At 65.0% G+C, this 22,171-nt stretch carries 20 protein-coding genes, 1 tRNA gene and 1 pseudogene; 17 read left to right on the top strand and 5 right to left on the bottom strand.

Annotated elements, in window-relative coordinates; genetic code table 11:
* Window positions 1-52: 52 nt before the first annotated feature.
* The 15 genes and pseudogenes from ACVWSC_RS02680 (at window position 53) to ACVWSC_RS02610 (ending at window position 14,272) form a co-directional block, all read left to right on the top strand.
* Window positions 53-2,056, top strand: a complete 2,004-nt coding sequence (locus ACVWSC_RS02680; protein WP_442111912.1) for a conjugal transfer protein TraG — start codon at window positions 53-55, stop codon at window positions 2,054-2,056.
* Window positions 2,053-2,517 carry a ribbon-helix-helix protein, CopG family gene (locus tag ACVWSC_RS02675; RefSeq protein ID WP_004883086.1) on the top strand — a complete coding sequence of 155 codons (465 nt, stop codon included), beginning with the start codon at window positions 2,053-2,055 and terminating at the stop codon, window positions 2,515-2,517. Before ACVWSC_RS02680 ends, ACVWSC_RS02675 begins: the two co-directional genes overlap by 4 nt.
* Entirely contained in the window at window positions 2,514-3,581 is a 1,068-nt protein-coding gene (gene trbB / locus ACVWSC_RS02670) for a P-type conjugative transfer ATPase TrbB (RefSeq protein ID WP_004883088.1), read from the top strand. Before ACVWSC_RS02675 ends, trbB begins: the two co-directional genes overlap by 4 nt.
* Window positions 3,578-3,961 carry a TrbC/VirB2 family type IV secretion system protein gene (locus ACVWSC_RS02665; RefSeq protein WP_004883090.1) on the top strand — a complete coding sequence of 128 codons (384 nt, stop codon included), beginning with the start codon at window positions 3,578-3,580 and terminating at the stop codon, window positions 3,959-3,961. The genes trbB and ACVWSC_RS02665 overlap by 4 nt, the downstream gene beginning before the upstream one ends.
* A complete protein-coding gene (locus tag ACVWSC_RS02660; protein WP_034028659.1) occupies window positions 3,958-4,230 on the top strand; it encodes a VirB3 family type IV secretion system protein in 273 nt (90 codons plus the stop codon). The genes ACVWSC_RS02665 and ACVWSC_RS02660 overlap by 4 nt, the downstream gene beginning before the upstream one ends.
* A 15-nt stretch (window positions 4,231-4,245) precedes the next feature.
* The gene (gene trbE, locus ACVWSC_RS02655; RefSeq protein WP_023127265.1) at window positions 4,246-6,696 is read left to right on the top strand and encodes a conjugal transfer protein TrbE; all 2,451 of its coding nucleotides are present in this window, start codon (window positions 4,246-4,248) and stop codon (window positions 6,694-6,696) included.
* A complete protein-coding gene (gene trbJ, locus ACVWSC_RS02650) occupies window positions 6,693-7,430 on the top strand; it encodes a P-type conjugative transfer protein TrbJ (RefSeq protein ID WP_442111909.1) in 738 nt (245 codons plus the stop codon). Before trbE ends, trbJ begins: the two co-directional genes overlap by 4 nt.
* 12 nt (window positions 7,431-7,442) lie before the next feature.
* A complete protein-coding gene (locus ACVWSC_RS02645; protein ID WP_023127267.1) occupies window positions 7,443-7,769 on the top strand; it encodes a hypothetical protein in 327 nt (108 codons plus the stop codon).
* Window positions 7,766-9,139: a P-type conjugative transfer protein TrbL gene (gene trbL / locus ACVWSC_RS02640; RefSeq protein ID WP_023127268.1), complete on the top strand. Its 1,374-nt coding sequence runs from the start codon at window positions 7,766-7,768 to the stop codon at window positions 9,137-9,139. The genes ACVWSC_RS02645 and trbL overlap by 4 nt, the downstream gene beginning before the upstream one ends.
* Before the next feature lie 30 nt (window positions 9,140-9,169).
* Entirely contained in the window at window positions 9,170-9,874 is a 705-nt protein-coding gene (trbF, locus tag ACVWSC_RS02635; protein ID WP_023127269.1) for a conjugal transfer protein TrbF, read from the top strand.
* On the top strand, window positions 9,871-10,875 hold the full coding sequence (trbG, locus tag ACVWSC_RS02630; RefSeq protein ID WP_023127270.1) for a P-type conjugative transfer protein TrbG: 1,005 nt from the start codon (window positions 9,871-9,873) through the stop codon (window positions 10,873-10,875). The genes trbF and trbG overlap by 4 nt, the downstream gene beginning before the upstream one ends.
* A 2-nt stretch (window positions 10,876-10,877) precedes the next feature.
* Window positions 10,878-12,155 carry a TraB/TrbI/VirB10 family type IV secretion system protein gene (locus ACVWSC_RS02625; protein WP_442111906.1) on the top strand — a complete coding sequence of 426 codons (1,278 nt, stop codon included), beginning with the start codon at window positions 10,878-10,880 and terminating at the stop codon, window positions 12,153-12,155.
* Complete coding sequence (locus ACVWSC_RS02620) at window positions 12,152-12,397, top strand: DUF2274 domain-containing protein (protein WP_033990732.1); 246 nt, start codon at window positions 12,152-12,154, stop codon at window positions 12,395-12,397. Before ACVWSC_RS02625 ends, ACVWSC_RS02620 begins: the two co-directional genes overlap by 4 nt.
* A gap of 285 nt (window positions 12,398-12,682) precedes the next feature.
* A pseudogene (locus tag ACVWSC_RS02615) lies at window positions 12,683-13,417 on the top strand (TSUP family transporter); the annotation flags it as partial.
* A 9-nt stretch (window positions 13,418-13,426) separates the two neighbouring features.
* The gene (locus ACVWSC_RS02610) at window positions 13,427-14,272 is read left to right on the top strand and encodes an alpha/beta hydrolase (RefSeq protein WP_442111904.1); all 846 of its coding nucleotides are present in this window, start codon (window positions 13,427-13,429) and stop codon (window positions 14,270-14,272) included.
* On the opposite strand, the gene ACVWSC_RS02605 is transcribed toward ACVWSC_RS02610, so the two are convergent.
* Entirely contained in the window at window positions 14,273-15,091 is an 819-nt protein-coding gene (locus tag ACVWSC_RS02605; RefSeq protein ID WP_442111902.1) for a helix-turn-helix domain-containing protein, read from the bottom strand. It abuts the gene before it with no gap.
* Window positions 15,092-15,268: 177 nt separating this feature from the next.
* On the opposite strand from ACVWSC_RS02605, the gene ACVWSC_RS02600 reads away from it, so the two are divergent.
* Window positions 15,269-16,714, top strand: coding sequence for an alanine/glycine:cation symporter family protein (locus ACVWSC_RS02600; protein WP_442111900.1), 1,446 nt, complete (start codon window positions 15,269-15,271; stop codon window positions 16,712-16,714).
* A gap of 1 nt (window position 16,715) precedes the next feature.
* Entirely contained in the window at window positions 16,716-17,708 is a 993-nt protein-coding gene (locus tag ACVWSC_RS02595) for an asparaginase (RefSeq protein WP_442111898.1), read from the top strand.
* A gap of 3 nt (window positions 17,709-17,711) precedes the next feature.
* On the opposite strand, the gene ACVWSC_RS02590 is transcribed toward ACVWSC_RS02595, so the two are convergent.
* The 4 genes from ACVWSC_RS02590 to fdhE form a co-directional block, all read right to left on the bottom strand.
* Window positions 17,712-17,807: transfer RNA gene (locus tag ACVWSC_RS02590), tRNA-Sec, on the bottom strand.
* Between the two features lie 6 nt (window positions 17,808-17,813).
* Window positions 17,814-19,733: a selenocysteine-specific translation elongation factor gene (selB, locus tag ACVWSC_RS02585; protein ID WP_442111896.1), complete on the bottom strand. Its 1,920-nt coding sequence runs from the start codon at window positions 19,731-19,733 to the stop codon at window positions 17,814-17,816.
* Window positions 19,730-21,160, bottom strand: a complete 1,431-nt coding sequence (selA, locus tag ACVWSC_RS02580) for an L-seryl-tRNA(Sec) selenium transferase (protein ID WP_442111894.1) — start codon at window positions 21,158-21,160, stop codon at window positions 19,730-19,732. Before selA ends, selB begins: the two co-directional genes overlap by 4 nt.
* 80 nt (window positions 21,161-21,240) lie before the next feature.
* Window positions 21,241-22,167 (bottom strand): formate dehydrogenase accessory protein FdhE, encoded by a 927-nt coding sequence (gene fdhE / locus ACVWSC_RS02575; RefSeq protein WP_442111892.1) that lies wholly within the window; start codon window positions 22,165-22,167, stop codon window positions 21,241-21,243.
* Window positions 22,168-22,171: the final 4 nt, after the last annotated feature.

The following is a 22,171-nucleotide window of genomic DNA, read 5'->3' as shown; positions in this document are numbered from 1 at the left end:
TGTGCCGCTTTTTCCATGAGGAATCAGCGCAGGAGAAATCGGAGGCCAGGTCATGCAAGGGACGAACGTGCTGTTCGGTCAGATCGCCGTGGTATTCGGCATCGTGATCGCCGGCGTGTGGGGCGCCACACAATGGACAGCAGCCGCCCTTGGCTATCAGCTACGCCTTGGCTCGCCCTGGTTCGATTTTCTTGGCACGCCGGTCTATCACCCGTGGCGGCTGTTCGAGTGGTGGTTCTTCTACGGCGCCTATGCGCCGGAGGTCTTCGACACCGGCGGCGCCATTGCCGGTGCCAGCGGCATGGTCGCCGTGGCCGTCGCCATTGCCATGTCGGTCTGGCGTTCGCGGCAGGCACGCCTGGTCACGACCTACGGTTCGGCCCGTTGGGCGAATGCGGAGGACATTCGCAAGGCGGGCCTCACGCAGCCGGTCGGAGTGTTCCTCGGCCAGCACGACCGCCAATACCTGCGCCACGAAGGCCCGGAACACGTCCTGACCTTCGCGCCGACGCGCAGCGGCAAGGGCGTCGGCTTGGTGGTGCCCACCTTGTTGAGCTGGCCTGCCTCGGCGGTCATCCACGACATCAAGGGGGAGAACTGGCAGATCACCGCAGGCTGGCGCAGCCGATTCAGCCATTGCCTGCTGTTCAACCCCACGGATGCAAACTCGGCGGCCTACAACCCGCTGCTGGAAGTACGGCACGGCGCGCATGAAGTGCGCGATGTGCAGAACATCGCGGACATTCTCGTTGACCCCGAAGGTGCGCTGGAGAAGCGCAACCATTGGGAGAAGACTTCGCACGCGCTGCTGGTCGGGGCCATCCTGCATGTGCTCTACGCGGGCGAAGACAAGACGCTGCGCGGCGTCGCCAACTTCCTGTCCGATCCGGCCAGCCCGTTCGAGCTGACCTTGCACCGGATGATGACGACGAAGCACCTGGGCGATGCACCGCACCCGGTTGTCGCGTCCGCTGCCCGCGAAGTGCTCAACAAGTCGGACAACGAGCGGTCGGGCGTGCTGTCCACGGCCATGTCGTTCCTCGGCCTGTACCGCGACCCGACGGTGGCCGAAGTCACGTCGCGCTGCGACTGGCGCATCGCCGACCTGATCGCATCCGAGCATCCCGTCTCCCTGTATCTCGTAGTGCCGCCTTCGGACATTTCGCGGACGAAGCCGCTCATTCGCCTGATCCTCAACCAGATAGGTCGGCGGCTCACCGAATCGCTCGACGGCAGTGATGGCATCGAGCGCCGCCACAAGCTGCTGCTGATGCTCGACGAGTTCCCGGCGTTGGGCCGCCTGGACTTCTTCGAGACGGCGCTTGCCTTCATGGCGGGCTACGGCATCCGCAGCTTCCTGATCGCACAGTCGCTCAACCAGATCGACAAGGCCTACGGCCAGAACCATTCGATTCTGGATAACTGCCATGTCCGCGTGACGTTCGCCACCAACGATGAACGCACGGCCAAACGGATCTCCGAAACGCTTGGCACCGCTACCGAACTGCGCGCGCAGCGCAACTATGCCGGGCACCGATTGGCCCCGTGGCTCGGGCACCTCATGGTGTCGCGGCAGGAAACCGCACGGCCGCTGCTGACGCCGGGCGAAGTGATGCAGCTTCCGACCGACGAAGCCGTGGTGATGGTTTCCAGCGTGGCACCGATCAAGGCGAAAAAGCTGCGCTACTACGCCGACGCGAATTTCAAGAGCCGCGTATTGCCGCCGCCCGCGCTCACGGCCGGGCAGTACGCCGATGCGCCACCAGCCCGGCCTGACGACTGGAGCGGCCTAGCGATCCCAGCCGTGCCAACGGCCCCGGCTGCGGGCCTGTCCAGCGACGCCGCAGGCACCGCCGACGACGGTGGCCCGCGCCGCCAGCCAGAGCTATCCGAAGTCACCGAATACAGCCCCGAGGCGCCGCCCACCGGCAACGACCTGGCGCTGCTCGATGACGACGACGACCTGCCGCTGCCGCTTCCCGGCCAGCTCGACCCGGCCATGCAGCGCACGGCCCGGCTGGCTTCCCTCGACCCCAACGACGGAATCGACCTATGAGCCAATACCGCCTCAATCTGTTCATCCAGCCTGAGCACGCCAAGCGTCTCGAAGAACTGGCCGCCAAGAAAGGCGTGTCCAAGTCGTCCATCGTCGCGGCGGCGCTCGCATCGTGGCTCTCGCCCGATGCCGGCGACCAGCGCGAGGCGGCCATCGCCAAGCGGCTTGATCGCCTGTCGCGGCAGGCCGAGCGCATGGAGCGCGACCAGAACATCCAGATCGAAACACTGGCGCTGTTCATCCGCTACTTCCTGACCGTCAGCACCCCGATTCCCGAAGCCCATCAGGACGCAGCTCGCGCCCAAGGCAAAGCGCGTTTCGAGCAATTCGTGGAGCGGCTCGGCCGCCACCTGCTGCGTGGCCGCAGCCTGGTGCGCGACGTTGTGGAAGAACTGCACCCAGACCCGGCGCGAATGGATGACGCGGAGGCACTGGCTGAAGCGCAGGAGCGTGCCTCATGAGCGCCATTCCGCAAACCCCGCCCGAACTCTCATCCGCCGCAACCTCTCTGGATCGCCGTATCCAGATGCTGCGCACGGCAATGGGGCCAGTCATCGCCGCTGCGCTGGCCGACCCCGACGTGGTGGAAATCATGCTCAACCCCGACCGCACCCTATGGGTGGATCGGTTGTCATCGGGCCGCATGCCGCTGGGCGTGGAGCTGTCCCAAGACGATGGCGAACGCATCATCCGGCTGGTGGCTGCGCACGTCGGCGCAGAGGTGCATCGCGGGCGGCCGCTGCTGACCGCCGAGCTGCCCGAAACCGGCGAGCGGTTCGAGGGCATCTTGCCGCCCGCAGCGCCCGGCCCAGCCTTCGCGCTGCGCAAGCGCGCCGTGAGCATCATCGGGCTGGATCGCTATGTGGCCGACGGCATCTTGACCACAGGCCAGGCCGAGTTCCTGCGCCGCGCCGTGCGTGAGCGCCAGAACATCCTGATCGCCGGGGCGACGAGCAGCGGCAAAACCACACTCGCCAATGCCTTGCTTGCGGAGATCGCCGCCACGGGCGACCGCGTGCTTGTGCTCGAAGACACCATCGAGCTGCAATGCGCAGCCCGCGACCATGTGCCGCTGCGCACCCGCGCTGGCGTCGTGTCTATGACCGAGCTGGTGCGGGCCACGATGCGCCTGCGCCCCGACCGCGTGATCGTCGGCGAGGTACGCGGCGGCGAAGCCCTGGACTTGGTTAAGGTGTGGGGCACCGGCCACCCCGGCGGCATCGCCACCATCCACGCCGGTTCCGCGCTGGGCGCGCTGCTGCGCCTCGAACAGTTGATTCTTGAAGTGGCGGTGAACCCACCGCGTGCGCTGATCGCCGAGGCGGTCAACGTCGTGATCCACATCGCCGGGCGTGGCCGCAAGCGCCGCGTCGAAAGCATCGCCCGTGTCGTCGGTTTCGACGGCACCGGCTATCGCCTGGCGGACGCGCTGGAAACACCGTTTCCCGAGCTGATGCCGGTTCCTCTCGCAGCCGATGCCGCTGCGCCTTCCTCGTCCCTTGACCTACCTGGAGAACTGCCATGACGCAGATGCACGTTCACGCTTTCCGTAATTCCGTAAATCCGGTTTCAACCATCGCACGCCTGCGGCGGCTGGCCGGCCCCGCGCACCACGGCCTGCTGCTGGCCGCAGTCATGCTGATGACGGCGGGCACGGCGAAGGCATCCGGCTCCTCGATGCCGTGGGAAGGCCCGCTGCAATCCATTCTGGAGTCGATTCAGGGGCCGGTGGCACGCATCGTCGCGGTCATCATCATCATCGCCACGGGCCTCGCGCTCGCCTTCGGCGACACGTCGGGCGGCTTTCGCAAGCTGATCCAGATCGTGTTCGGTTTGAGCATCGCGTTCGCCGCGTCCTCGTTCTTCCTGTCGTTCTTCAGCTTCTCCGGCGGGGCTGTCGTATGAGTGGCCCGGATAGCTTCGCGGCCGGCTTCGAGGTGCCGCTACATCGCTCGCTGACCGAGCCGCTCTTGATGGGCGGCGCACCGCGCACGGTGGCGATTGCCAACGGCACGCTAGCCGCTGCCGTCGGGCTGGGCCTGCAACTCTGGATTCCTGGCGTAGTGCTCTGGATCGTCGGCCATTCTTTGGCGGTGTGGGGTGCGCGCGTCGATCCGCAGTTCATGCAAGTCTTCGCCCGGCACATCAAGCATCGCCCGCTGCTGGACGTGTGAGGGGAGGACGCCGCGATGCTGAACCTCGCCGAATACCGCCAGCGGCCCGCCTTGTTGGCCGACTGGCTTCCCTGGGCCGGGCTGATCGCGCCAGGCGTGGTGCTGAACAAGGATGGTTCGTTCCAGCGCACGGCGCGCTTTCGCGGGCCTGATCTGGACAGCGCCACGCAAGGCGAGTTGGTCGCCACCACGGCGCGGCTGAACAACGCGCTGCGCCGGCTGGGTTCAGGCTGGGCGCTGTTCGTGGAAGCCGAGCGCCGACCGGCCGCAGACTACCCGCACTCCGAGTTTCCCGAACCGTTGTCCTGGCTCGTCGATGAAGAACGCCGCGCCGCCTTCGAGGAATCGGGCAACCACTTCGAGAGCGCCTATCACCTGACGCTGGCCTACCTGCCGCCCGAGGAATCCCGCGCCCGTGCGGCCAAGCTGCTCTACGAGCACGCGCCGGGCGATGGCGTGGACTGGCGCGGCCGGCTCGATGCCTTCGTGGCGGAAACCGATCGCGTGTTCGACCTGCTCGATGGCGTGATGCCGGAAATCGCCTGGCTCGATGACGCACAGACGCTGACCTACCTGCACGCAACCGTCTCGACGCGGCGCTATCGCATCGGCGTCCCCGAGGTGCCTTTCCATCTGGATGCGCTGCTGGACGACTCCGCGCTGGTCGGCGGCCTGGCGCCCATGCTGGGCGACCAGCACCTGCGCGTGGTGTCGGTGCGGGGTTTCCCGACCTCGACCTGGCCGGGCCTGCTGGACGACCTCAACCGCCTGGGCTTTGCCTATCGCTGGAGTACGCGCTTTCTCTGCCTCGACAAAGCGGAGGCGGAAAAGGAGCTGCGCCGCCTGCGCCGCCAATGGTTCGCCAAGCGCAAGAACGTCATCGCGCTGCTGCGCGAAACGATCTTCCAACAGGAAAGCCCGCTGGTCGATACCGACGCCAGCAACAAGGCAGCCGATGCTGATGCCGCCTTGCAGGAACTGGGCAGCGATCAAGTCGCCTTCGGCTACCTCACCGCCACGGTGACGGTGCTCGATGCCGACCCAACCGTGGCCGACGAAAAGCTGCGCATGGTCGAGCGGGTCATCCAAGGACGCGGCTTTGTCACCATCCCCGAAACGCTCAATGCCGTGGATGCGTGGCTTTCGTCTATCCCTGGCAACGCCTATGCCAACGTGCGCCAGCCCATCGTCTCGACGTTGAACCTGGCGCACATGATGCCGGTGTCGGCGGTGTGGGCCGGCCCCGAACGCAACAAGCATCTGGACGGCCCGCCGCTGATCGTCACCCGCACCGATGGCGCGACGCCGTTCCGGCTGGTGACGCACATCGGTGACGTGGGGCACACGATGATCGTCGGCCCGACCGGCATGGGCAAGTCGGTCTTGGTCGCCATGATGGCCATGCAGTTCCGCCGCTATCGCGGCTCGCGCGTCTTTATCTTTGACGTAGGGCGATCCATACGCGCCGCGACCCTGGGCCTTGGTGGCGAGCACTACGACCTCAGTGCCGATGGCGAGATTGCCTTTCAGCCGCTCGCCCGCATCGACCGCGAGGGCTACCGCACCTGGGCCGCCGAATGGATCGAAGGGCGCTTGCTGCACGAAGGCGTGGTCGTCGGCCCCGACGAGAAGGCCGCTATCTGGTCGGCGCTCGGCAGCCTGGCTGGTGCACCCGTGGAGCAGCGCACGCTGACCTGCCTGTCCGTCCTGCTGCAATCGAACGTGATGCGCCAGGCGCTTGCGCCCTATGTGCTCGGCGGCGCGCACGGCAAGTTGCTGGATGCCGACCACGACCGGCTGGGTAGCGCGGATGTGCAGTGCTTCGAGATGGAAGAACTCATGCACAGCAAGGCCGCCGTGCTGGCCGTTCTGAACTACCTCTTTGCCCGCCTGGAAGAACGATTCGATGGCTCGCCCACGATGCTTTTTCTCGGGGAGGCGTGGGTTTTTCTGGACGACCCCATATTTGCGGCCCGGCTTCGGCAGTGGCTCAAGACCTTGCGGAAAAAGCAGGTTTCCGTCGTCTTCGATACGCAGTCGCTCGCCGACGTCAAAGAGTCATCCATCGCACCGGCAGTCATCGAAAGCTGCGCGAGCAGGATCTTTCTCCCTAACCCGCAGGCCACCGAGCCGCAGATTCGCACGATGTACGAGGGCTTCGGCCTCAACAGCCGGCAAATCGAGATCGTCGCCACCGCGCAGCCCAAGCAGGACTACTACTACCAATCGCGCCTCGGCAATCGCCTGTTCGACCTCGACCTGGGGCCGGCCGCGCTCGCCTTCGCGGGCGCATCCACACCGCAAGACCAACGCGACATCGACCGCGTGCTGACGCAGGCCGGTGCTCCCGGCTTCGCTGGCGCGTGGCTGCGCCATCGCGGCCTTGATTGGGCCGCCGACCTGCTGCCGTCGTCACCGGCGGCGGCTTCTTTTCTTTCCCAACCACGACAGGAGAACCTGCCATGAAGACCCGTGTGCTTTCCGTAACGCTGGCCGCCGCGCTGTCGGTGTCGCTGCTGGCCGTGCAGTCCGCAGCAGCGCTGACGGTGTTCGACCCGTCCAACTTCGTGCAGAACACGCTGACCGCCGTTCGCACGCTGGAGCAGATCAACAACCAGATCAACCAGCTTCAAAACGAAGCGCAGATGCTGATGAACCAGGCGCGCAACCTGACGAAGCTGGATTTCGATATCGTCAACCGCCTGCGCTCGACGCTCGCCACCACCGAGCGCCTGATCGCCGAGGCGCAGGGACTGGCCTACGACGTACAGAACATGGATGCCACGTTTTTGCGCCTGTACCCGGAGCAGTACGCCACCACCATCAGCGGCGACCAGATGCTGCGTGATGCGCAGGAACGCTGGAAAAACACGCTGAACGGCCTGCACACCGCGATGCGGATGCAGGCGCAGGTGTCGCAGAACCTGGCGCAAGACGAAAGCGCACTGGCCGATCTCGTAAGCCAGAGCCAGTCGGCCACCGGCGCGCTACAAGCCATGCAGGCGACGAACCAGCTTCTTGCCTTGCAGGCCAAGCAGTCCATCCAGGCCCAGCAGCTCCAGATCACGCAAGACCGGGCGGCCTCGCTGGAACTGGCGCGGCAGGCGGCGGCGACCGAGCGCGCCCGCGAAGTGCGGCGGCGCTTCCTCGGCACCGGCACGCCGTACACGCCGCAGTCCGTCAACTTCTACAACAACTGAAAGGGGGCGGCCATGCGATGCGTTCCTGTCCTGCTGGCCGTGCTGCTGGCCGCGTGTGGCCAGCAGCCGGCCGAAGACCTGGCCGCGACCTTGGCCGCCGATCCCGTGCGGCTCAAGGCGCTGCGCGCCCAATGCGCGGCCGACCGGCACGCCGCAGGCGAAGACACCTGCCGCGCCGCCGCCGAAGCCTTCCGGCGGCGGTTCTTCGCCGGCCAGACCGGGCCGGACGAATACCGGACGCTGACCGAACTGCCGCCGATCCCGGCGAGCTTCGACACGCCCACCGACGACGCGCCGGAAGGCGATGCGCCGCTCGCCGCTGCGGAGGACACGCCATGAACGACGTGACCATCATCGACCGCTTCCTCGATACGTTCTCGCGCTACATCGACTCGGGTTTCGGGCTGTTGCAAGGCGAAGTGGCGTTCCTGACGGCCACGCTGATCGTCATCGACATGACCATCGCCGGCCTGTATTGGGCCATGAGCCACGCCACCGGCCAGGGCGAGGACGTGATCGCAAAGCTGCTGCGCAAGGTGCTCTACGTCGGTGCCTTCGCCTACATCATCAACAACTTCAACTGGCTGTCGGGCATCGTGTTCCGGTCGTTCGCCGGCCTGGGCCTGATGGCCACCGGCTCGACGTTGAGCATGGAGAACTTTCTCCAGCCGGGACGGCTGGCGAAGACGGGCATCGACGCTGGGGCGCCGATTCTCGACCAGATTGGGGACATGGCAGGCTTCCCCGAAGTGTTCGTGAATCTCGACCCCATCGTGGTGCTGTTCATCGCCTGGCTGGTGGTGATCCTCTGCTTCTTCGTGCTCGCGGTACAGCTTTTCATCACGCTGATCGAGTTCAAGCTGACCACGCTTGCCGGCTTCGTCTTGATTCCGTTCGCACTCTGGAACAAGACGAGCTTCCTTGCGGAAAAGGTGCTCGGCAACGTGGTGTCGTCGGGCATCAAGGTGCTGGTGCTGGCCGTCATCGTCGGTATCGGCTCGGGCCTGTTCGCGGAGTTCCAGGTTCATCCCGACGAGCCTTCCATCGACCACGCGCTGGTCGTGATGCTTGCCTCGCTCGCGCTGCTGGCGCTGGGCATCTTTGGCCCCGGTATCGCCACCGGCCTCGTGTCCGGTGCGCCGCAGCTCGGCGCGGGCGCGATGGCGGGCGCGGCCGTCGGCGCGGTCGGCACGGGCGTTGCCATCGGTGCCGCCGCAACCGGCGTGGGTGGTGCCGTCGCTGCTGGAGCACGCATGGCTCCCGCTGCCGCGAAGTTGGCCGGCGCTGGTGCGCGCGCCGCCACGTCGGCGGCCAGCAGCGCCAAGTCGGCATTCCAGGCCGGTTCCGCCGCTGCGGGCGGCGGGGCCAAGGGCGCTGCTGCGGGCCTCGGCAACGTCGCCAAGACCGGCGCGCAGGCGGCAGGCCGCCGAGCTGCGTCCGGTGCTTCCGCTGCCGGGCAGAAGGTGGCCGATTCCTTCCGGGCTGGCTGGAACGGCGCGGATGCCGGCGCTGCCGGCTCCGGCCAGGCCGCCGCAGGCGAAGGCGCGGGCAGCGCCGCCAGCGCACCGAAGCAGGAGCAACCCGCCTGGGCCAAGCGGATGCACCGCCGCCAGCAGATCACCCATGCCGCAACCACCGCCGCCCACACGCTGCGCGGTGGCGACGGCGGAGGTTCGGGGCAAGGCCCGAGCCTGCGCGCCGATGAGTGAACCGATACCTGACCCTCAAGGAGAACACCCATGCGATTCAAACGCCCGCAGGTGCGCTATGCCGACACGCCGCAGCCTGCAACCCCTTACCAATCAGCCGCGCAGGTGTGGGACGACCGTATCGGCTCGGCCCGCGTCCAGGCCAAGAACTGGCGATTCATGGCCTTCGGCTGCCTCACGCTCGCGCTTCTGATGGCTGGCGGCCTGGTGTGGCGCTCGGCGCAGTCCATCGTCACGCCTTACGTCATCGAGGTCGATCAGTCGGGGCAGGTGCGCGCCGTGGGCGAAGCGGCTACGCCGTACCGGCCCGCCGATGCGCATATCGCGCACCACCTGGCGCGCTTCGTCGGCCTGGTGCGATCGCTGTCTGTCGATCCCATCGTTGTGCGGCAGAACTGGCTGGATGCCTACGACTACACCACCGACAAGGGCGCGGCCGTGCTCAACGACTACGCCCGCACAAATGACCCATTCGTGCGCATCGGCAAGGAGTCGGTGACGGTGCAGATCACCAGTGTCGTCCGCGCCAGCGACACGTCTTTCAACGTGCGCTGGACGGAACGCCGCTACGTCAATGGCGCGGCCGCCGGGCTGGAGCGGTGGACGGCCGTGGTGTCCATCGTCCTGCAAACCCCGCGCACCGAAGAACGCCTGCGCCGCAACCCCCTGGGCATCTACGTCAATGGCCTGGCGTGGAGCCGCGAACTGGATTCTTCCGAAGGAGCCAAGCCATGAATGCACTTTTCCGTAAATCCGTTTTGCCGTCGATCCTGCTGGCCTCGACTGTTCTGTTCTCGGGCTGCGCCTCGCAGGGCAAGCCGCCGCCGTCCATTTCGCTCGATGAGCCGGTGCAGGCGCAGCCGCTGCCGGAGCCGCCCGCGCCGGTGGAAGTGGTCGCCGTGCCCGAGCCGCTGGCACTCCCGGCACAGTTGAAGCCGTTGCCCGAGGTGGACGCGGCCCCGGCCGCGCCGGAGCCGGCCGACGAGAAGGTGCGTGTTTCGCGTGCGAATGCCGAGGCGCGTATCGCGCCGACCCGCGAGGGTTACGTCAATGCGATTCAGGTGTGGCCTTTCACCGATGGCGCGCTGTATCAGGTCTATGCCGCGCCGGGGCGCGTGACCGTGGTTTCGCTCCAGCCAGGCGAGGAGCTTGTCACTGTCGCCGCCGGCGATACCGTGCGCTGGATCGTGGGCGACACGTCCAGCGGCAGCGGCGCCGACCTGCGCGTCAATGTGCTGGTCAAGCCGATCCGCTCTGGCCTGAGAACCAATCTGGTCATTACTACCAGCCGCCGGACGTACCTGCTGGAGCTGACCTCGACGGAAAAGGCGTGGATGGCCTCAGTGTCCTGGGACTATCCGAAAGACCGGATGCTGGCCTTGCAGCGCCAGGCACAGGCGGCCAGCGCCGCAGCGCCGGTCGATACCGGCCTGTCGCTGGAGAAGATCCGCTTCCGCTACGCGGTCAGCGGCAGTAATCCGCCGTGGAAGCCGCTGCGTGCCTTCGACGATGGCGAGAAGGTCTATATCCAGTTCCCGCCGGGCATCGCGCAAGGCGAGCTGCCGCCGCTGTTCGTCATCGGCGCGCAGGGCGACGGGCAACTGGTGAACTACCGTTTCCGCTCGCCGTACTACATCGTGGATCGGCTGTTCGGCGCGGCCGAACTGCGCCTCGGTGGTGATGGCGGCGACGTGGTGCGGATCGAACGCACGGATGGCGCGGTGCGGAGGAACTGACCATGAGCCAGGACGACACTCCCGACCTCGCCACGCCACAGGCGGGCAAAGTCACGCCCGAGGCGGTGGCGCTGCGCGCCCAGCCGCGCCCGGTCACGCGCCTGAACCGGCGCACGCTGGCCATCCTCGCAGGCACCCTGTCGGTCGCCGTGCTCGGCGCGCTGATGTGGTCGCTGCAACCGCAGCGACGCGGCGCAGGCGAGCAGACCGAGCTTTACAACGTCGATCGTGTCTCGAAGTCCGAAGGGCTGGACGCGCTGCCGGCGGACTACTCGAAGCTGCCGCCCCCTTTGCCGGCATCCGTGCCGGAGCTGGGGCCGCCGCTGCCGGGCGATCTTGGCCCGGCCATCGTGAAGTCGCAGCAGCCGGTGACGGCCGCCTATGCGGCCCCCGGCCACGACCCCAACGATGCGCTGCGCAAGGAAGCCGAAGCGGCGGCGGCATCGTCGGTGTTCTTCCGCTCAGGGTCGCAGGCCGCGCCAGTGGCGCAGACGCAGGTGGCCGCCGCGCCGGGCTTCGCCGCCAATGCGGCCTTCGACCCACTGGCGGCTGGCCCGGCCTCGACGGCGGCCCAGCCTGCCGACCCGACCGCCGTACAGAACCGGCAAGACCAGAAAGAGGCTTTCCAGAAAGCCGGAACCACGGAAACCCGTAATTCCGGCAACCTGACCCTGCCGGCCTCGCCGTATCAGGTCATGGCCGGAACCGTGGTCGCAGGTGCCTTGGTGACAGGCATCAAGTCCGATCTGCCGGGCGACGTGATCGCCACGGTGACGGAGCCGGTCTATGACACGGCCACCGGCAAGTTCCTGCTGATCCCGCAGGGGTCGCGCATCCTCGGGCGCTACAACAGCCAGGTCAGCTACGGGCAGAGCCGCGTGCAGATAGTGTGGAACCGGGTCATCCTGCCGGATACCTCATCGCTGACGCTCGACAACCTTGTGGGCACCGATTCAGCGGGCTACGCCGGCCTGGAGGACGACGTGGACTGGCATTGGAAGCGCATCGTCTCGGGCGCGGTGCTGACGACGCTGCTGGGCGTAGGCGCCGAGCTGGCCGCGCCGGAGAATCGCCAGGATGGCAACCGCATCGTGATCGCCGGGCGCGATAGCGCGCAAGACAGCATCAACCAGGTCGGCCAGGAGATCACCCGCCGCAACATGAACATCCAGCCGACACTGACGGCGCGGCCAGGGTTGCCGGTGCGGATCATCGTCAACCGGGATCTGGTGCTGCGGCCGTACCAGCCCCTGTTCTTTAACCGGGGAGCTTCGCAATGACCACGACCAAGAAGCTGCGGCTCGGGCCTCTGCCCAAGACCGAGAGTGTCAAGCTGACCTTCGCCTGCCCGGCAAGCCTGAAAGCCGACCTCGACCGCTACGCCTCGCTGCACGCGCAGGCGTATGGCGAGGCGGTCGATGCAGAGAAATTGATCCCGCACATGCTGGAGGCGTTCATGGCGGGGGATCGGGGATTCAGGAAGGGCACGGCGACCCGGAGCGCGCCATCGAAGCCGACATGATGGCGTCACATACCAACGGCATCCATCGAACGCGCAGCCACCGGCTGCGCGTTCTTCATTCTGGATGCCGCCAAGCCTCTTGGGCTATGATGACGCGACAGGCCCGCCGTTCCTCGGCAATCCAGCACGACACGGTGCGATGCGGCTTTCTCTCCCGACGCTCTTATGTGGCTCCTAGCCGACGAAGCCGCGGTTCTGCAAAGCGGCCCCGAAAAGAGCTAACCTACTGTCCCATATACGGTTTCAAGCCCTGCGTGATTTGCGCGAAAGACTTGACACCGGCACTTTTTTGACGCCATTGCCGGCGGTGGAGGCCTAATCACGTTGCCTGTGATGTTCGTCGCAGGCATTGACCCGTTGGCTGCAATTGCCACCAACAAATTCCAAGCTGCCTCGGCCACCGTGTCCGCCACCTGTGCATTCGCCCGCAAAGGCATGATCGACTGGAAAAGCGGCCTGCCCATGGCCTGTATGGCATTTGCGGGTGGCGCTGTTGGTGCGTTGTCGGTAAGCCTGGTGCCCAAAGCCCTGCTGCAGGCCTGCGTGCCCGTGCTGCTGATTCTGGTAGCGGCTTACTTCGCCTTCAGCCCCAAATTGGACAACCAGCAACGCAAGGCGAAGCTGTCCATCAGCCTGTTTTGCCTGCTGGTAGCACCGATCATTGGTTTCTACGATGGTGTGTTTGGCCCTGGGGTGGGCTCATTTTTCATGCTCGCCTGCGTGATTCTGCTCGGACAACCGCTGCTCCAGGCCGTCTGCAACAGCAAACTGTTGAACGCGGCATGCAACCTCGGAGCGCTATCGGTATTCTCGCTGAGCGGCGCTATTATCTGGCCGCTAGCGCTGGCAATGGCCTGCGTTGCGTTTCTCGGTGCCCAGGCAGGTGCGCGGTGTGCGGTGCATTTTGGCCCTAGGCTGATCCGCCCGCTGTTGGTTTGCGTGTGTTGCATCATGGCGCTCAAGCTATTGTTCAGCACCGGAAACCCGCTCGCTGAGCGGCTGCATCTTCTGTTTCTCTAGGTGGTGTTCATGCAACTTGAAGCAACTTCCTCGCAGCGTTCTACCTGGCAATACGATGAACCCAGCCCCGGCGAGGAGCGGTTTATCACCGAGACTTTCGACAATTATCAGCAACAGGCCCGCTGGCTGGTACCCGACGAAGAGTGCGCACCGCCAATGTTCGTGGTGGGTGGCGCGCAATCGGATTTTACCCGCCTCAATCCCCTGCTCTATCGCTTGCAAACATTAGGTATCGGTTCGCTGACTGCCAACCTGTCTGGGCACAGTCTTGCCAGCGAACCCGGTGCGGCTCAACCATCGCTCAGCACCAACCGTGAAGAAGCACTGCGTTTTCACCGGCATATCGCGGCGCGCTGTGAAACAGTGGTGGGTCACAGCCTGGGGGCCTCTATCGCGCTGAAGCTGGCGGCGCAGCAACCGGCTGTGGATAAGTTGGTGTTGATCTGCCCTGCCGTCTACCCAGACAACGCTCATGACGCGCCCTTCGGCCCGGCATTCAAGGCTGCGATCAGCAAGCCCTATGGATTTCTCGACTGCGACAGCTTTGAATTTTTGCGCCAGTTCCAGGGCCGTGTGCTGTTGGTAATGGGTGAGTTCGATGGGCTTAACTCCCAGGCGCACGGCCAAGGTGCAGGCACTTCGGCGGGCACCCTGTGGCTGGCAGGCGCTCAGCGTTACAGCCCGATCCCGGAAGAGGTCACCCGCACGCTGCTCAAGTCGGTGCCACCGCCGCATCTGGAGTGCTTGCTGCTCGCAAACTGTGATCACAGTATCGCCGCCCATTTGCGCAGCACGCCCATGGTCGCCGACCAGGTGGCGCAAACCGTAGCGGAGTTCATTATCGGCGAGCGCTGATCACTCGATCTCGAACAGCCCGTTGCTGCCGGGCCCGACGCTGAGCCGCTCGCGTACATCGTCGTCGATACGCGGGTCATCGGGGCGGTACAGCTTGACCTGGCGGTAGGCATTGATGCGGTTGATCTCCGTCCCCAGGTACTCCCACACCACCCGGGTGCAGGCGGGGGTGCGCCGATCGCCGCTGGACACCCCGGTTTTCAGGCCATTGAGGCGGGTGATGCGGCTTTTGAAGCTCGGGATCAGGATGGTCTGGCTCATTTCATTGACCGTCAGCGACTCGTAGTCCATGAGAAACAGGCGATCCTGCAACTGGAACGCCGCCCCCAGATAACGGCAACGCACCCAGTCTTCGGCTTGTACATCGGTACTGCTGGAGCGCTCCTGACGCTCCTGGCGCTCGAACAGAAAAGTGCCCCGCTCTTCGCGCAAATGCACCAGCGACAGCAGGATCAAACCCGGCACCGACATGCAGTTGGAGTATTCGAAGTAATAACCGCAGTAACGCGAAAGATTGCCGCTCTGCTCGCGCAGGGGCCTGAGCAATTCGCTGAGCGGATCTGCCTGGGAGGTGGCGACGCTGGCCGGATTACGTGCGCCGATCAACCGAGCGAACTGCTCAGGCGGCAGCCCCAGTTCGTAATCTTCCACGCCAAAGAAATCACCGATGCGCTTGAGGTTGAAAGGCGTCGGCTGACTCTGCCCGCTCAAGTACTTGTTGAACTGCGCGCGATTGATCGACAGCTGTCGGCAAACCTCTGAGATAGAGCGGTAGTGACTGCAGGCGAGTTTAAGGTTGATACCGAGATTTTCGCTCATGCGATCCGTTCCAGGTGATGCGACAGGCGCCAGTTTAGCATCAAGTCGCATCAACTCAGAGCAACATGCGAAATTGTAACAACGTTTATCTTGGCCAACTATGCGCGCCTGGGGCACGGCGCATCGACGTCGGCGCCCTCGTCTTTCACGCAAAAAAACAAGAATCGAGGTTACTCCATGCTCGAAGCGCTCAACGATTTCCTTTCGGGGAAACTCCTCATCGTGCTCATCGTCGGACTCGGCAGCTATTTCACCATCCGCTCCCGCTTTGTCCAATTCCGCCATTTCGGCCACATGTTCGGTGTGTTCAAGGAGTCGTTGCGCGGCCAGGCAGGCCAACTGAGTTCGTTCCAGGCACTGATGCTGAGCTTGGCCGGTCGTGTCGGTGCGGGCAACATTGCCGGTGTCGGCATCGCCGTCACCTTGGGCGGCCCAGGTGCGGTGTTCTGGATGTGGGTCACGGCCCTGGTGGGGATGTCCAGCAGCTTCTTTGAATGCACCCTGGCTCAGGTCTACAAGCGCAGCGACGGTGATGGTCTGTACCGTGGCGGCCCGGCTTACTACATTCAGCACGGCCTGAAGCTGAAAACCATGGCCGTTGTGTTCTCGCTGCTATTGCTGGTGACCTACGGCTTTGCCTTCAACGGCCTGCAGTCGTACACCGTGACCCACTCGCTGCAGAACGCTTTCGGCTTCGATCCACAGCACACCGGCATCGCCCTGGCCGTGTTGCTGGCCATCGTCTTCCTCGGTGGTATCAAGCGTATTGCCTCGGTGTCCGACCTGCTGGTCCCGGTCAAGACCCTGGCCTATATCGGCGTGACCCTGTACGTGATCGGCAGCCAGATCGAGCACGTTCCAGCCATGCTGGAAACCATCTTCAAGAGTGCCTTCGGCCTTGATCCAGCCTTTGGCGGCCTGCTCGGCAGCGCCATTGTCATGGGCGTGAAGCGTGGTGTGTTCGCTAACGAAGCCGGCCTTGGCAGCGCGCCGAACGTCGCCGCCGTGGCGGCCGTGCGTCACCCCGGCGCACAAGGTGTGGTACAGGCGTTCAGTGTGTTCCTCGACACCTTCGTTATCTGCACCTGCACAGCGCTGCTGATCCTGCTGTCCGGCTTCTACACCCCGGGTTTTGAAGGGGATGGCATTGTCCTGACCCAGAACTCGCTGGCAGCCGTCGTGGGTGACTGGGGCCGCTTGTTCGTCAGCGTGGCACTGTCGCTGTTTGTCTTCACCTGCATTCTGTACAACTACTACCTGGGCGAAACCAGCCTGCAGTTCCTCACCCGTAACCGTCTGGTGCTGCTGGGCTATCGCGCCCTGGTACTGGCGCTGATCGTCTGGGGTTCGGTGCAGAACCTGTCCACCGTGTTTGCCTTCGCTGACATCACCATGACCTGCCTGGCCTTCGTTAACCTGATTGCCCTGGCCCTGCTGTTCAAGGTCGGCCTGCGGGTCATGCGTGACTACGACGAACAACGCAAAGCCGGTATCCAGCAGCCGGTGTTCGACGCCGCGAAGTTCAGCGACCTGGATCTGGATCTGCAAGCCTGGCCAACCAAGCCGGCAGCCGCAGCCGATGCACAGGCCACTGCAACAGCTACCGCGCAGCCGCAGCACTGATATGCGCAGCGTGAAAAACCTGCTGGTCCTCTATACCGGAGGCACCATCGGCATGCTCGAAACCCCGCAAGGCCTGGCGCCTGCCGGTGGTTTCGAGCCGCGTATGCGCGACTACCTGGCCAGCGATCCGCACTCACCGAGCATCGACTGGACGTTGCGTGAACTGTCACCGTTGCTGGACAGCGCCAACATGCAGCAAGCCAACTGGCTGGCGATGCGCGACGTGATTGTCGAGGCGGTGAAACAAGAGGGGCACGACGGCGTCCTGGTGCTGCATGGCACCGACACCCTGGCCTATAGCGCCGCAGCGTTGTCGTTTCTGTTGCTCGAACTGGAAGTGCCGGTGGTGCTGACCGGTTCGATGCTGCCCGCCGGTGCCCCAGACAGCGATGCCTGGGACAACCTGTGCGGTGCCCTGCGCTTGTTCGAGGCAGGGATCGACAACGGCGTGCAGCTGTATTTTGCCGGTCAACTGTTGCACGGCGCCCGCGCCAGCAAGCAGCGCAGCGAAGCCTTCGATGCCTTTGCTGCACTCCCACGGCATCGCGAGGGCCGGCGCGCTGAACAGCTGCCAGCGGTGCTCAGCTACTGCCAGCCGCGTGTGCCAGTAAACCTCGCGGTGTTGCCGATCTACCCGGGGCTGCAGGCCGCTCATGTGCGTGCGTTGATCAACAGCGGGGTCAAAGGCTTGCTGCTGGAATGCTACGGCAGCGGCACCGGCCCCTCCGATGACGAGGCCTTGCTCCAGGCCTTGGCCGAAGCGCGCCAGCGCGGCGTGCTAATGGTCGCGATCAGCCAGTGCCCGCAAGGCAGTGTGCGGTTCGACACTTACGCAGCAGGTAGCCGGCTACGCGATGCCGGGCTGGTCTCGGCGGGCGGCATGACCCGTGAAGCAGCGCTGGGCAAACTGTTTTCGCTGCTCGGTGCCGGGTTGGACATCGCCACGGCGCAGCACTGGTTCGCACTGGACCTGTGCGGCGAACGGGTGCAGTAAAAATGGCGGAAGGCAGCGGGAGTCGAACCTGCCCGGGAACGGCTGCCGTCCCCAACCGGGTTTGAAGCCCGGCCGCGCCACCGGGCGCGATTGCCTTCCTTGAACTCAAAGCCCTGGCGATTGTGCCAGGGCGCTGTCGGTACGAACCTGACGCCGGTCACCGACGCGTCTGGTCAGGCCGATCCGGTCAAAATACTCCAACACCTGAATGCTGCGCTTGCGGCCGATACCCAGCACATCACGGAACGCCGCCGCTTGCACCACCGGATCGTCGCTGGCCAGCTGCAACAGCATAGCTGCCATTTGTCGGATTGTGGCCTGGGGATAGAACAGATCACGCACCACCTGGTGCACCTGTCCCAGGCGCGCCAGTTTGCGCAGCAACAGTCGAACTGGCGCTTCCTCTTGCCCCAGCGCCTTGGCCAGATCACGCACCCACGGCGGGTCGAATTGTCCTTGTTCGAGCAGCGGTTGTAGCTGTAGCCACAAGGCCTCGTCAGCTTCGCTCAGGCGTATCTGATGTTCAGGCAAATGCAGCCAGGGCCCATTGCCAACAATCGCCCCGCTGGCGAGCAGTTCATCCAGCAGGCTGATAAACGCCGGGCGCTCCAGCGCCAGGGCAACAAAACGACGCAACCGATCACGGTCGGGGCCGAGCTGGTCGGGCTCTTGCTGATGAAAGCGTGCCAACTGCTCCAGCACGCGTTGCTTCAATGTCTGCCAACGCGCCGTGGTGAACATCAACGGGCCCTGGCGTGTGGCGATCACCTGAACATCCGTTGGCAACACCCAGCTACTACGCAGACGGTTGAACTGACGCTCCAGGCGCTGCGGGTCGAGGCCAACGTCGTCGTTGGCCAACAGTGCCGACAAGGCCTGCTCCAGGCCGTCGGCTTCGGCCAGTGCGTGTAACTGCGCCAGCCGCGCCTCACTTCGACGTTGCCGCGCCGGCGCATACGGATCAAGCACCCGGCCACCGCCGAGGGTGCGTTGTGCGCTGTGATCGCGCAGCACCAAGCGATCGCCATGCACCGCCTGCAACGGCGCATTGAGCTGTAACTGGGCGAACATGCGCTCACCTGGCAACAGCAGCTCGCCCTGCAACAGTGCCACACGGGCACTGACATCCTGGGTTCCCAGGTGCACATGGACCGGGCTGAAATGGGCAAAGCTGCGGGTTTCACTGGCCAGCAAGTGCAGCTCGATATCCACCCGCTGCGTCGGCCCGTGCAGCCACTCGGCGAGCAACCAGTCGCCGCGATGAATCTGCTCAAGTTCCAGGCGCTCGGCACTGATGTTCAGCGCCACCCGCTGGCCTGCCCAGGCCTCGGCCACCCGCTGGTTCTGCGCATGCAGCCCGCGCACCCGCACCGATTTTCCCGCCTTGCCCAGCGAGAGCGTGTCGCCCAACTGCACCTGCCCCTCCAGCGCGGTGCCAGTTACCACAATGCCAGCCCCGGCCACCGCAAAAGCGCGGTCGATGGCCAGACGAAAGCCGCCCCGGCGGCTGCGTTCACGTACCGTGCGCTGAGCCGCGATCAACGCCTGACGCAAGGCATCGACACCCTCACCGGTGACGCTGGACAGGGGAAATTGCTCGGCGCCAGCATAGGGCCCGGCGGCCAGCAGATCACTGACTTGCGCGTGCACCTGCTGGACTCTGCGCAGCTCGACGCGATCGCACTTGCTGATAGCGACCACCAGCCGGGGAATACCGAGCAACTGCACGATCGCCAGGTGCTCTCGGGTTTGCGGCATAACCCCGTCATCGGCGGCAATCACCAACACCACCAGATCAACACCCTGCGCACCGGCCAGCATGTTGTGGATAAACCGTTCATGGCCCGGCACGTCAATAAAGCCGGTCAACGGCGCATCGGCTTCGAGGCTCGCATAGCGATAGCCCAGGTCGATGGTCATGCCACGCTCGCGCTCTTCACGACGATGGTCACCTACTTGCCCGGTCAGGGCAGCGAGCAATGAGGTTTTGCCGTGGTCGATATGGCCTGCCGTACCGACAATCACCTCACCGCCTCCAGCCGCTGCAGCTCAGGCAATTGCGCCAGCCAGCCGGCTTCGTCATCCAGTTGCCGCAGGTCTAGCCACAAGGCGTCATCATCAATGCGCCCTAGCACTGGAATCGGTAAATGCCGCAGCGCCTCTTCAAGGCCACGCAGGCTACGCCCACGCAAGCGCCTGGTCTGTTGCGGTCGCAGGCACAAGGCGGCACTGGGCAGACGGGCCACCGGCTGGCTGCCACTGCCGATCATGCTCAACGCTGGCACTGCGGCAACGTCCCAGTCAGCGCCCAATACCTGCCCGAGTACCGGCGCCAGACGCTGAGCCTGAGCAAGGATCTCTGGCTGTGGGCGGGTGAGCAAACGCAGGCTGGGCAAGCGCTCAGCCAACTGGTCGGGGTTGCGGTACAGGCCCAGCACGGCTTCCAGCGCGGCGAGGGTCAGTTTGTCGACCCGCAGGGCACGCTTGAGCGGGTTCTTCTTGATCTTGGCAATCAGCTCCTTGCGACCAACGATGATGCCCGCTTGCGGGCCGCCGAGCAGCTTGTCGCCACTGAAGGTGACGATATCGGCGCCGTCAGCCAGCGCCTGGCGCACGGTCGGCTCGGCAGGCAGCCCCCAGCGCGTCAGATCAAGCAAGCTGCCGCTGCCGAGGTCTTCAAGCAGTGGCAAGCCATGCTGATGCGCCAGCTGCGCCAGCGCCTTGGTTTCGACCTGAGTGGTAAAGCCCTGAATGCTGTAGTTGCTGCAATGCACACGCATCAGCAGGCCACTGCGTGGACTGATGGCCGCTTCGTAGTCGCGGGCATGGGTGCGGTTGGTAGTGCCGACTTCATGCAGTTTGACCCCGGCGCGGGCCATGATGTCGGGAATACGAAAGGCACCGCCGATTTCGATCAGCTCACCGCGGGAGATGATGCCTTCCTTGCGCGCGCCCAGGCTGTTGAGCGCCAGCAGTACGGCAGCGGCGTTGTTGTTGACCACGGTCACCGCCTCGGCGCCAGTCAGTTCGCGGATCAAGCCTTCGATCAGGTCATCGCGGTCGCCGCGCTTGCCGGTGGCCAAATCGAATTCGAGGTTCAGCGGGTAACGCGCGGCCATCTGCACCGCATCGATGGCCTCCTGTGGCAACAGCGCCCGCCCCAGGTTGGTGTGCAACACCGTGCCGGTCAGATTGAACACCCGCCGGACCTGGCTGCGGTGCTGGGCCGCGAGCCGTTCACCCGCACGACCGGCGAGTACCGCCGGTGACAACTCGGCAGCCTCCAGCTGGCCAAGCCTGGTAGGTTCGCGCAAGTCGTCGAGGAGCTGGCGCAAGCTGGCCAGTAGCGCATCGCGGCCGTAGCGGTCTGTGAGCGGCTGGCAGGCGGGGTGGCGCAACAGGGTGTCGATGGAGGGCAGGCGTGTCGGTAGTTTGGCAAGGTTGGAAGACATTCTGGAGGGTACCTTCGACGGTATGGTGCAGATCGCGGGGCAAGCCCGCTCCCACAGGCGCGATAGTGTAGACCCTAGCCTCACTCCCCTCCCGGCGCCAGCATCAGGTTCGGCGCCAACCGTTGGAAACCCTCCTGATCCAGACGCATGTCCAGCGCCAGGCTCGCCAAGTCTGCCGACAGCGCCTCTGCCTCGGCATCGCACTCCAGATACAACTGCTTCAGGTAGCTTTTGCAGCCGGGACAACACTCGGCACGCAACGGTGCTTTACCTGCGGCATAGCGGTCATCGTCAAGGTTGAAATAGGTCAACCCCTTGCTCTGCTCGCAGTAAATGCACTTGACCCGCACCACATGCCATTCGCAGGCGCACAGCGAGCACACCAGGTAGCGCAAACCGTTGTACTTACCGCGATGGCGGATCACCCCGGCCATCGCCGGTGATCCACACGCCGGACACTGGCACAGACTATCAGCGGCCTTGAGATCGGCGCTCGGCACGTTCAGCAGCCAATGACTCCACGCTGCCTGCAGCGCAGCCCCCAAAAACGGCACCAGCGCGGCGGGCACGGCGCTGAATTGCCCGGTCAACAAGGCAATCCCCCAGAGTTTGCGTTGCTCGTCACTGGCCTCACGCAGTCGGCCCACTGCCGCAAGCAGTTCGGCATTGGCGGGCGCCACATAGCGCTGCAACAGCGCATCGAGGTACGCCAACCAGTGCCCCTCGCGCACCAGGCTATCGGCAGCCAATGGTGGCAAGCCGTGTTCCAGGCACAGGCGTTGGCGCTGCGTCTGCTCGGGTGCCGCGACAGGCGGCTGGTCTAGCAGGCTTTGCTGGATGCGGCACAGTTCGGCCACCAGACGCAGGTAGTCTCCCAGCGCATTTCCCACTGCGAGGGTGTCCAGCCGCGCCGCGCGCAAGGCAAACAGATTGACCGGTGGCAGGTAGAGAAACGGCGGCGTGCTGGCCGCCGCTTCGATCTGTCCGGGCTCGAGAATGGTGCTCAAATGA

The sequence above is a fragment of the Pseudomonas sp. NUPR-002 genome (assembly GCF_056322725.1).
This window is presented reverse-complemented; position numbering and strand designations above follow the sequence as displayed.

What these genes read in the sequence shown, in the direction of transcription:
- ACVWSC_RS02680 (WP_442111912.1), top strand. Translation starts at nt 53, where the DNA reads ATGCAAGGGACGAACGTGCTGTTCGGTCAGATCGCCGTGGTATTCGGC.
- ACVWSC_RS02675 (WP_004883086.1), top strand. Translation starts at nt 2,053, where the DNA reads ATGAGCCAATACCGCCTCAATCTGTTCATCCAGCCTGAGCACGCCAAG.
- trbB (WP_004883088.1), top strand. Translation starts at nt 2,514, where the DNA reads ATGAGCGCCATTCCGCAAACCCCGCCCGAACTCTCATCCGCCGCAACC.
- ACVWSC_RS02665 (WP_004883090.1), top strand. Translation starts at nt 3,578, where the DNA reads ATGACGCAGATGCACGTTCACGCTTTCCGTAATTCCGTAAATCCGGTT.
- ACVWSC_RS02660 (WP_034028659.1), top strand. Translation starts at nt 3,958, where the DNA reads ATGAGTGGCCCGGATAGCTTCGCGGCCGGCTTCGAGGTGCCGCTACAT.
- trbE (WP_023127265.1), top strand. Translation starts at nt 4,246, where the DNA reads ATGCTGAACCTCGCCGAATACCGCCAGCGGCCCGCCTTGTTGGCCGAC.
- trbJ (WP_442111909.1), top strand. Translation starts at nt 6,693, where the DNA reads ATGAAGACCCGTGTGCTTTCCGTAACGCTGGCCGCCGCGCTGTCGGTG.
- ACVWSC_RS02645 (WP_023127267.1), top strand. Translation starts at nt 7,443, where the DNA reads ATGCGATGCGTTCCTGTCCTGCTGGCCGTGCTGCTGGCCGCGTGTGGC.
- trbL (WP_023127268.1), top strand. Translation starts at nt 7,766, where the DNA reads ATGAACGACGTGACCATCATCGACCGCTTCCTCGATACGTTCTCGCGC.
- trbF (WP_023127269.1), top strand. Translation starts at nt 9,170, where the DNA reads ATGCGATTCAAACGCCCGCAGGTGCGCTATGCCGACACGCCGCAGCCT.
- trbG (WP_023127270.1), top strand. Translation starts at nt 9,871, where the DNA reads ATGAATGCACTTTTCCGTAAATCCGTTTTGCCGTCGATCCTGCTGGCC.
- ACVWSC_RS02625 (WP_442111906.1), top strand. Translation starts at nt 10,878, where the DNA reads ATGAGCCAGGACGACACTCCCGACCTCGCCACGCCACAGGCGGGCAAA.
- ACVWSC_RS02620 (WP_033990732.1), top strand. Translation starts at nt 12,152, where the DNA reads ATGACCACGACCAAGAAGCTGCGGCTCGGGCCTCTGCCCAAGACCGAG.
- ACVWSC_RS02610 (WP_442111904.1), top strand. Translation starts at nt 13,427, where the DNA reads ATGCAACTTGAAGCAACTTCCTCGCAGCGTTCTACCTGGCAATACGAT.
- ACVWSC_RS02605 (WP_442111902.1), bottom strand. Translation starts at nt 15,091, where the DNA reads ATGAGCGAAAATCTCGGTATCAACCTTAAACTCGCCTGCAGTCACTAC.
- ACVWSC_RS02600 (WP_442111900.1), top strand. Translation starts at nt 15,269, where the DNA reads ATGCTCGAAGCGCTCAACGATTTCCTTTCGGGGAAACTCCTCATCGTG.
- ACVWSC_RS02595 (WP_442111898.1), top strand. Translation starts at nt 16,716, where the DNA reads ATGCGCAGCGTGAAAAACCTGCTGGTCCTCTATACCGGAGGCACCATC.
- selA (WP_442111894.1), bottom strand. Translation starts at nt 21,160, where the DNA reads ATGTCTTCCAACCTTGCCAAACTACCGACACGCCTGCCCTCCATCGAC.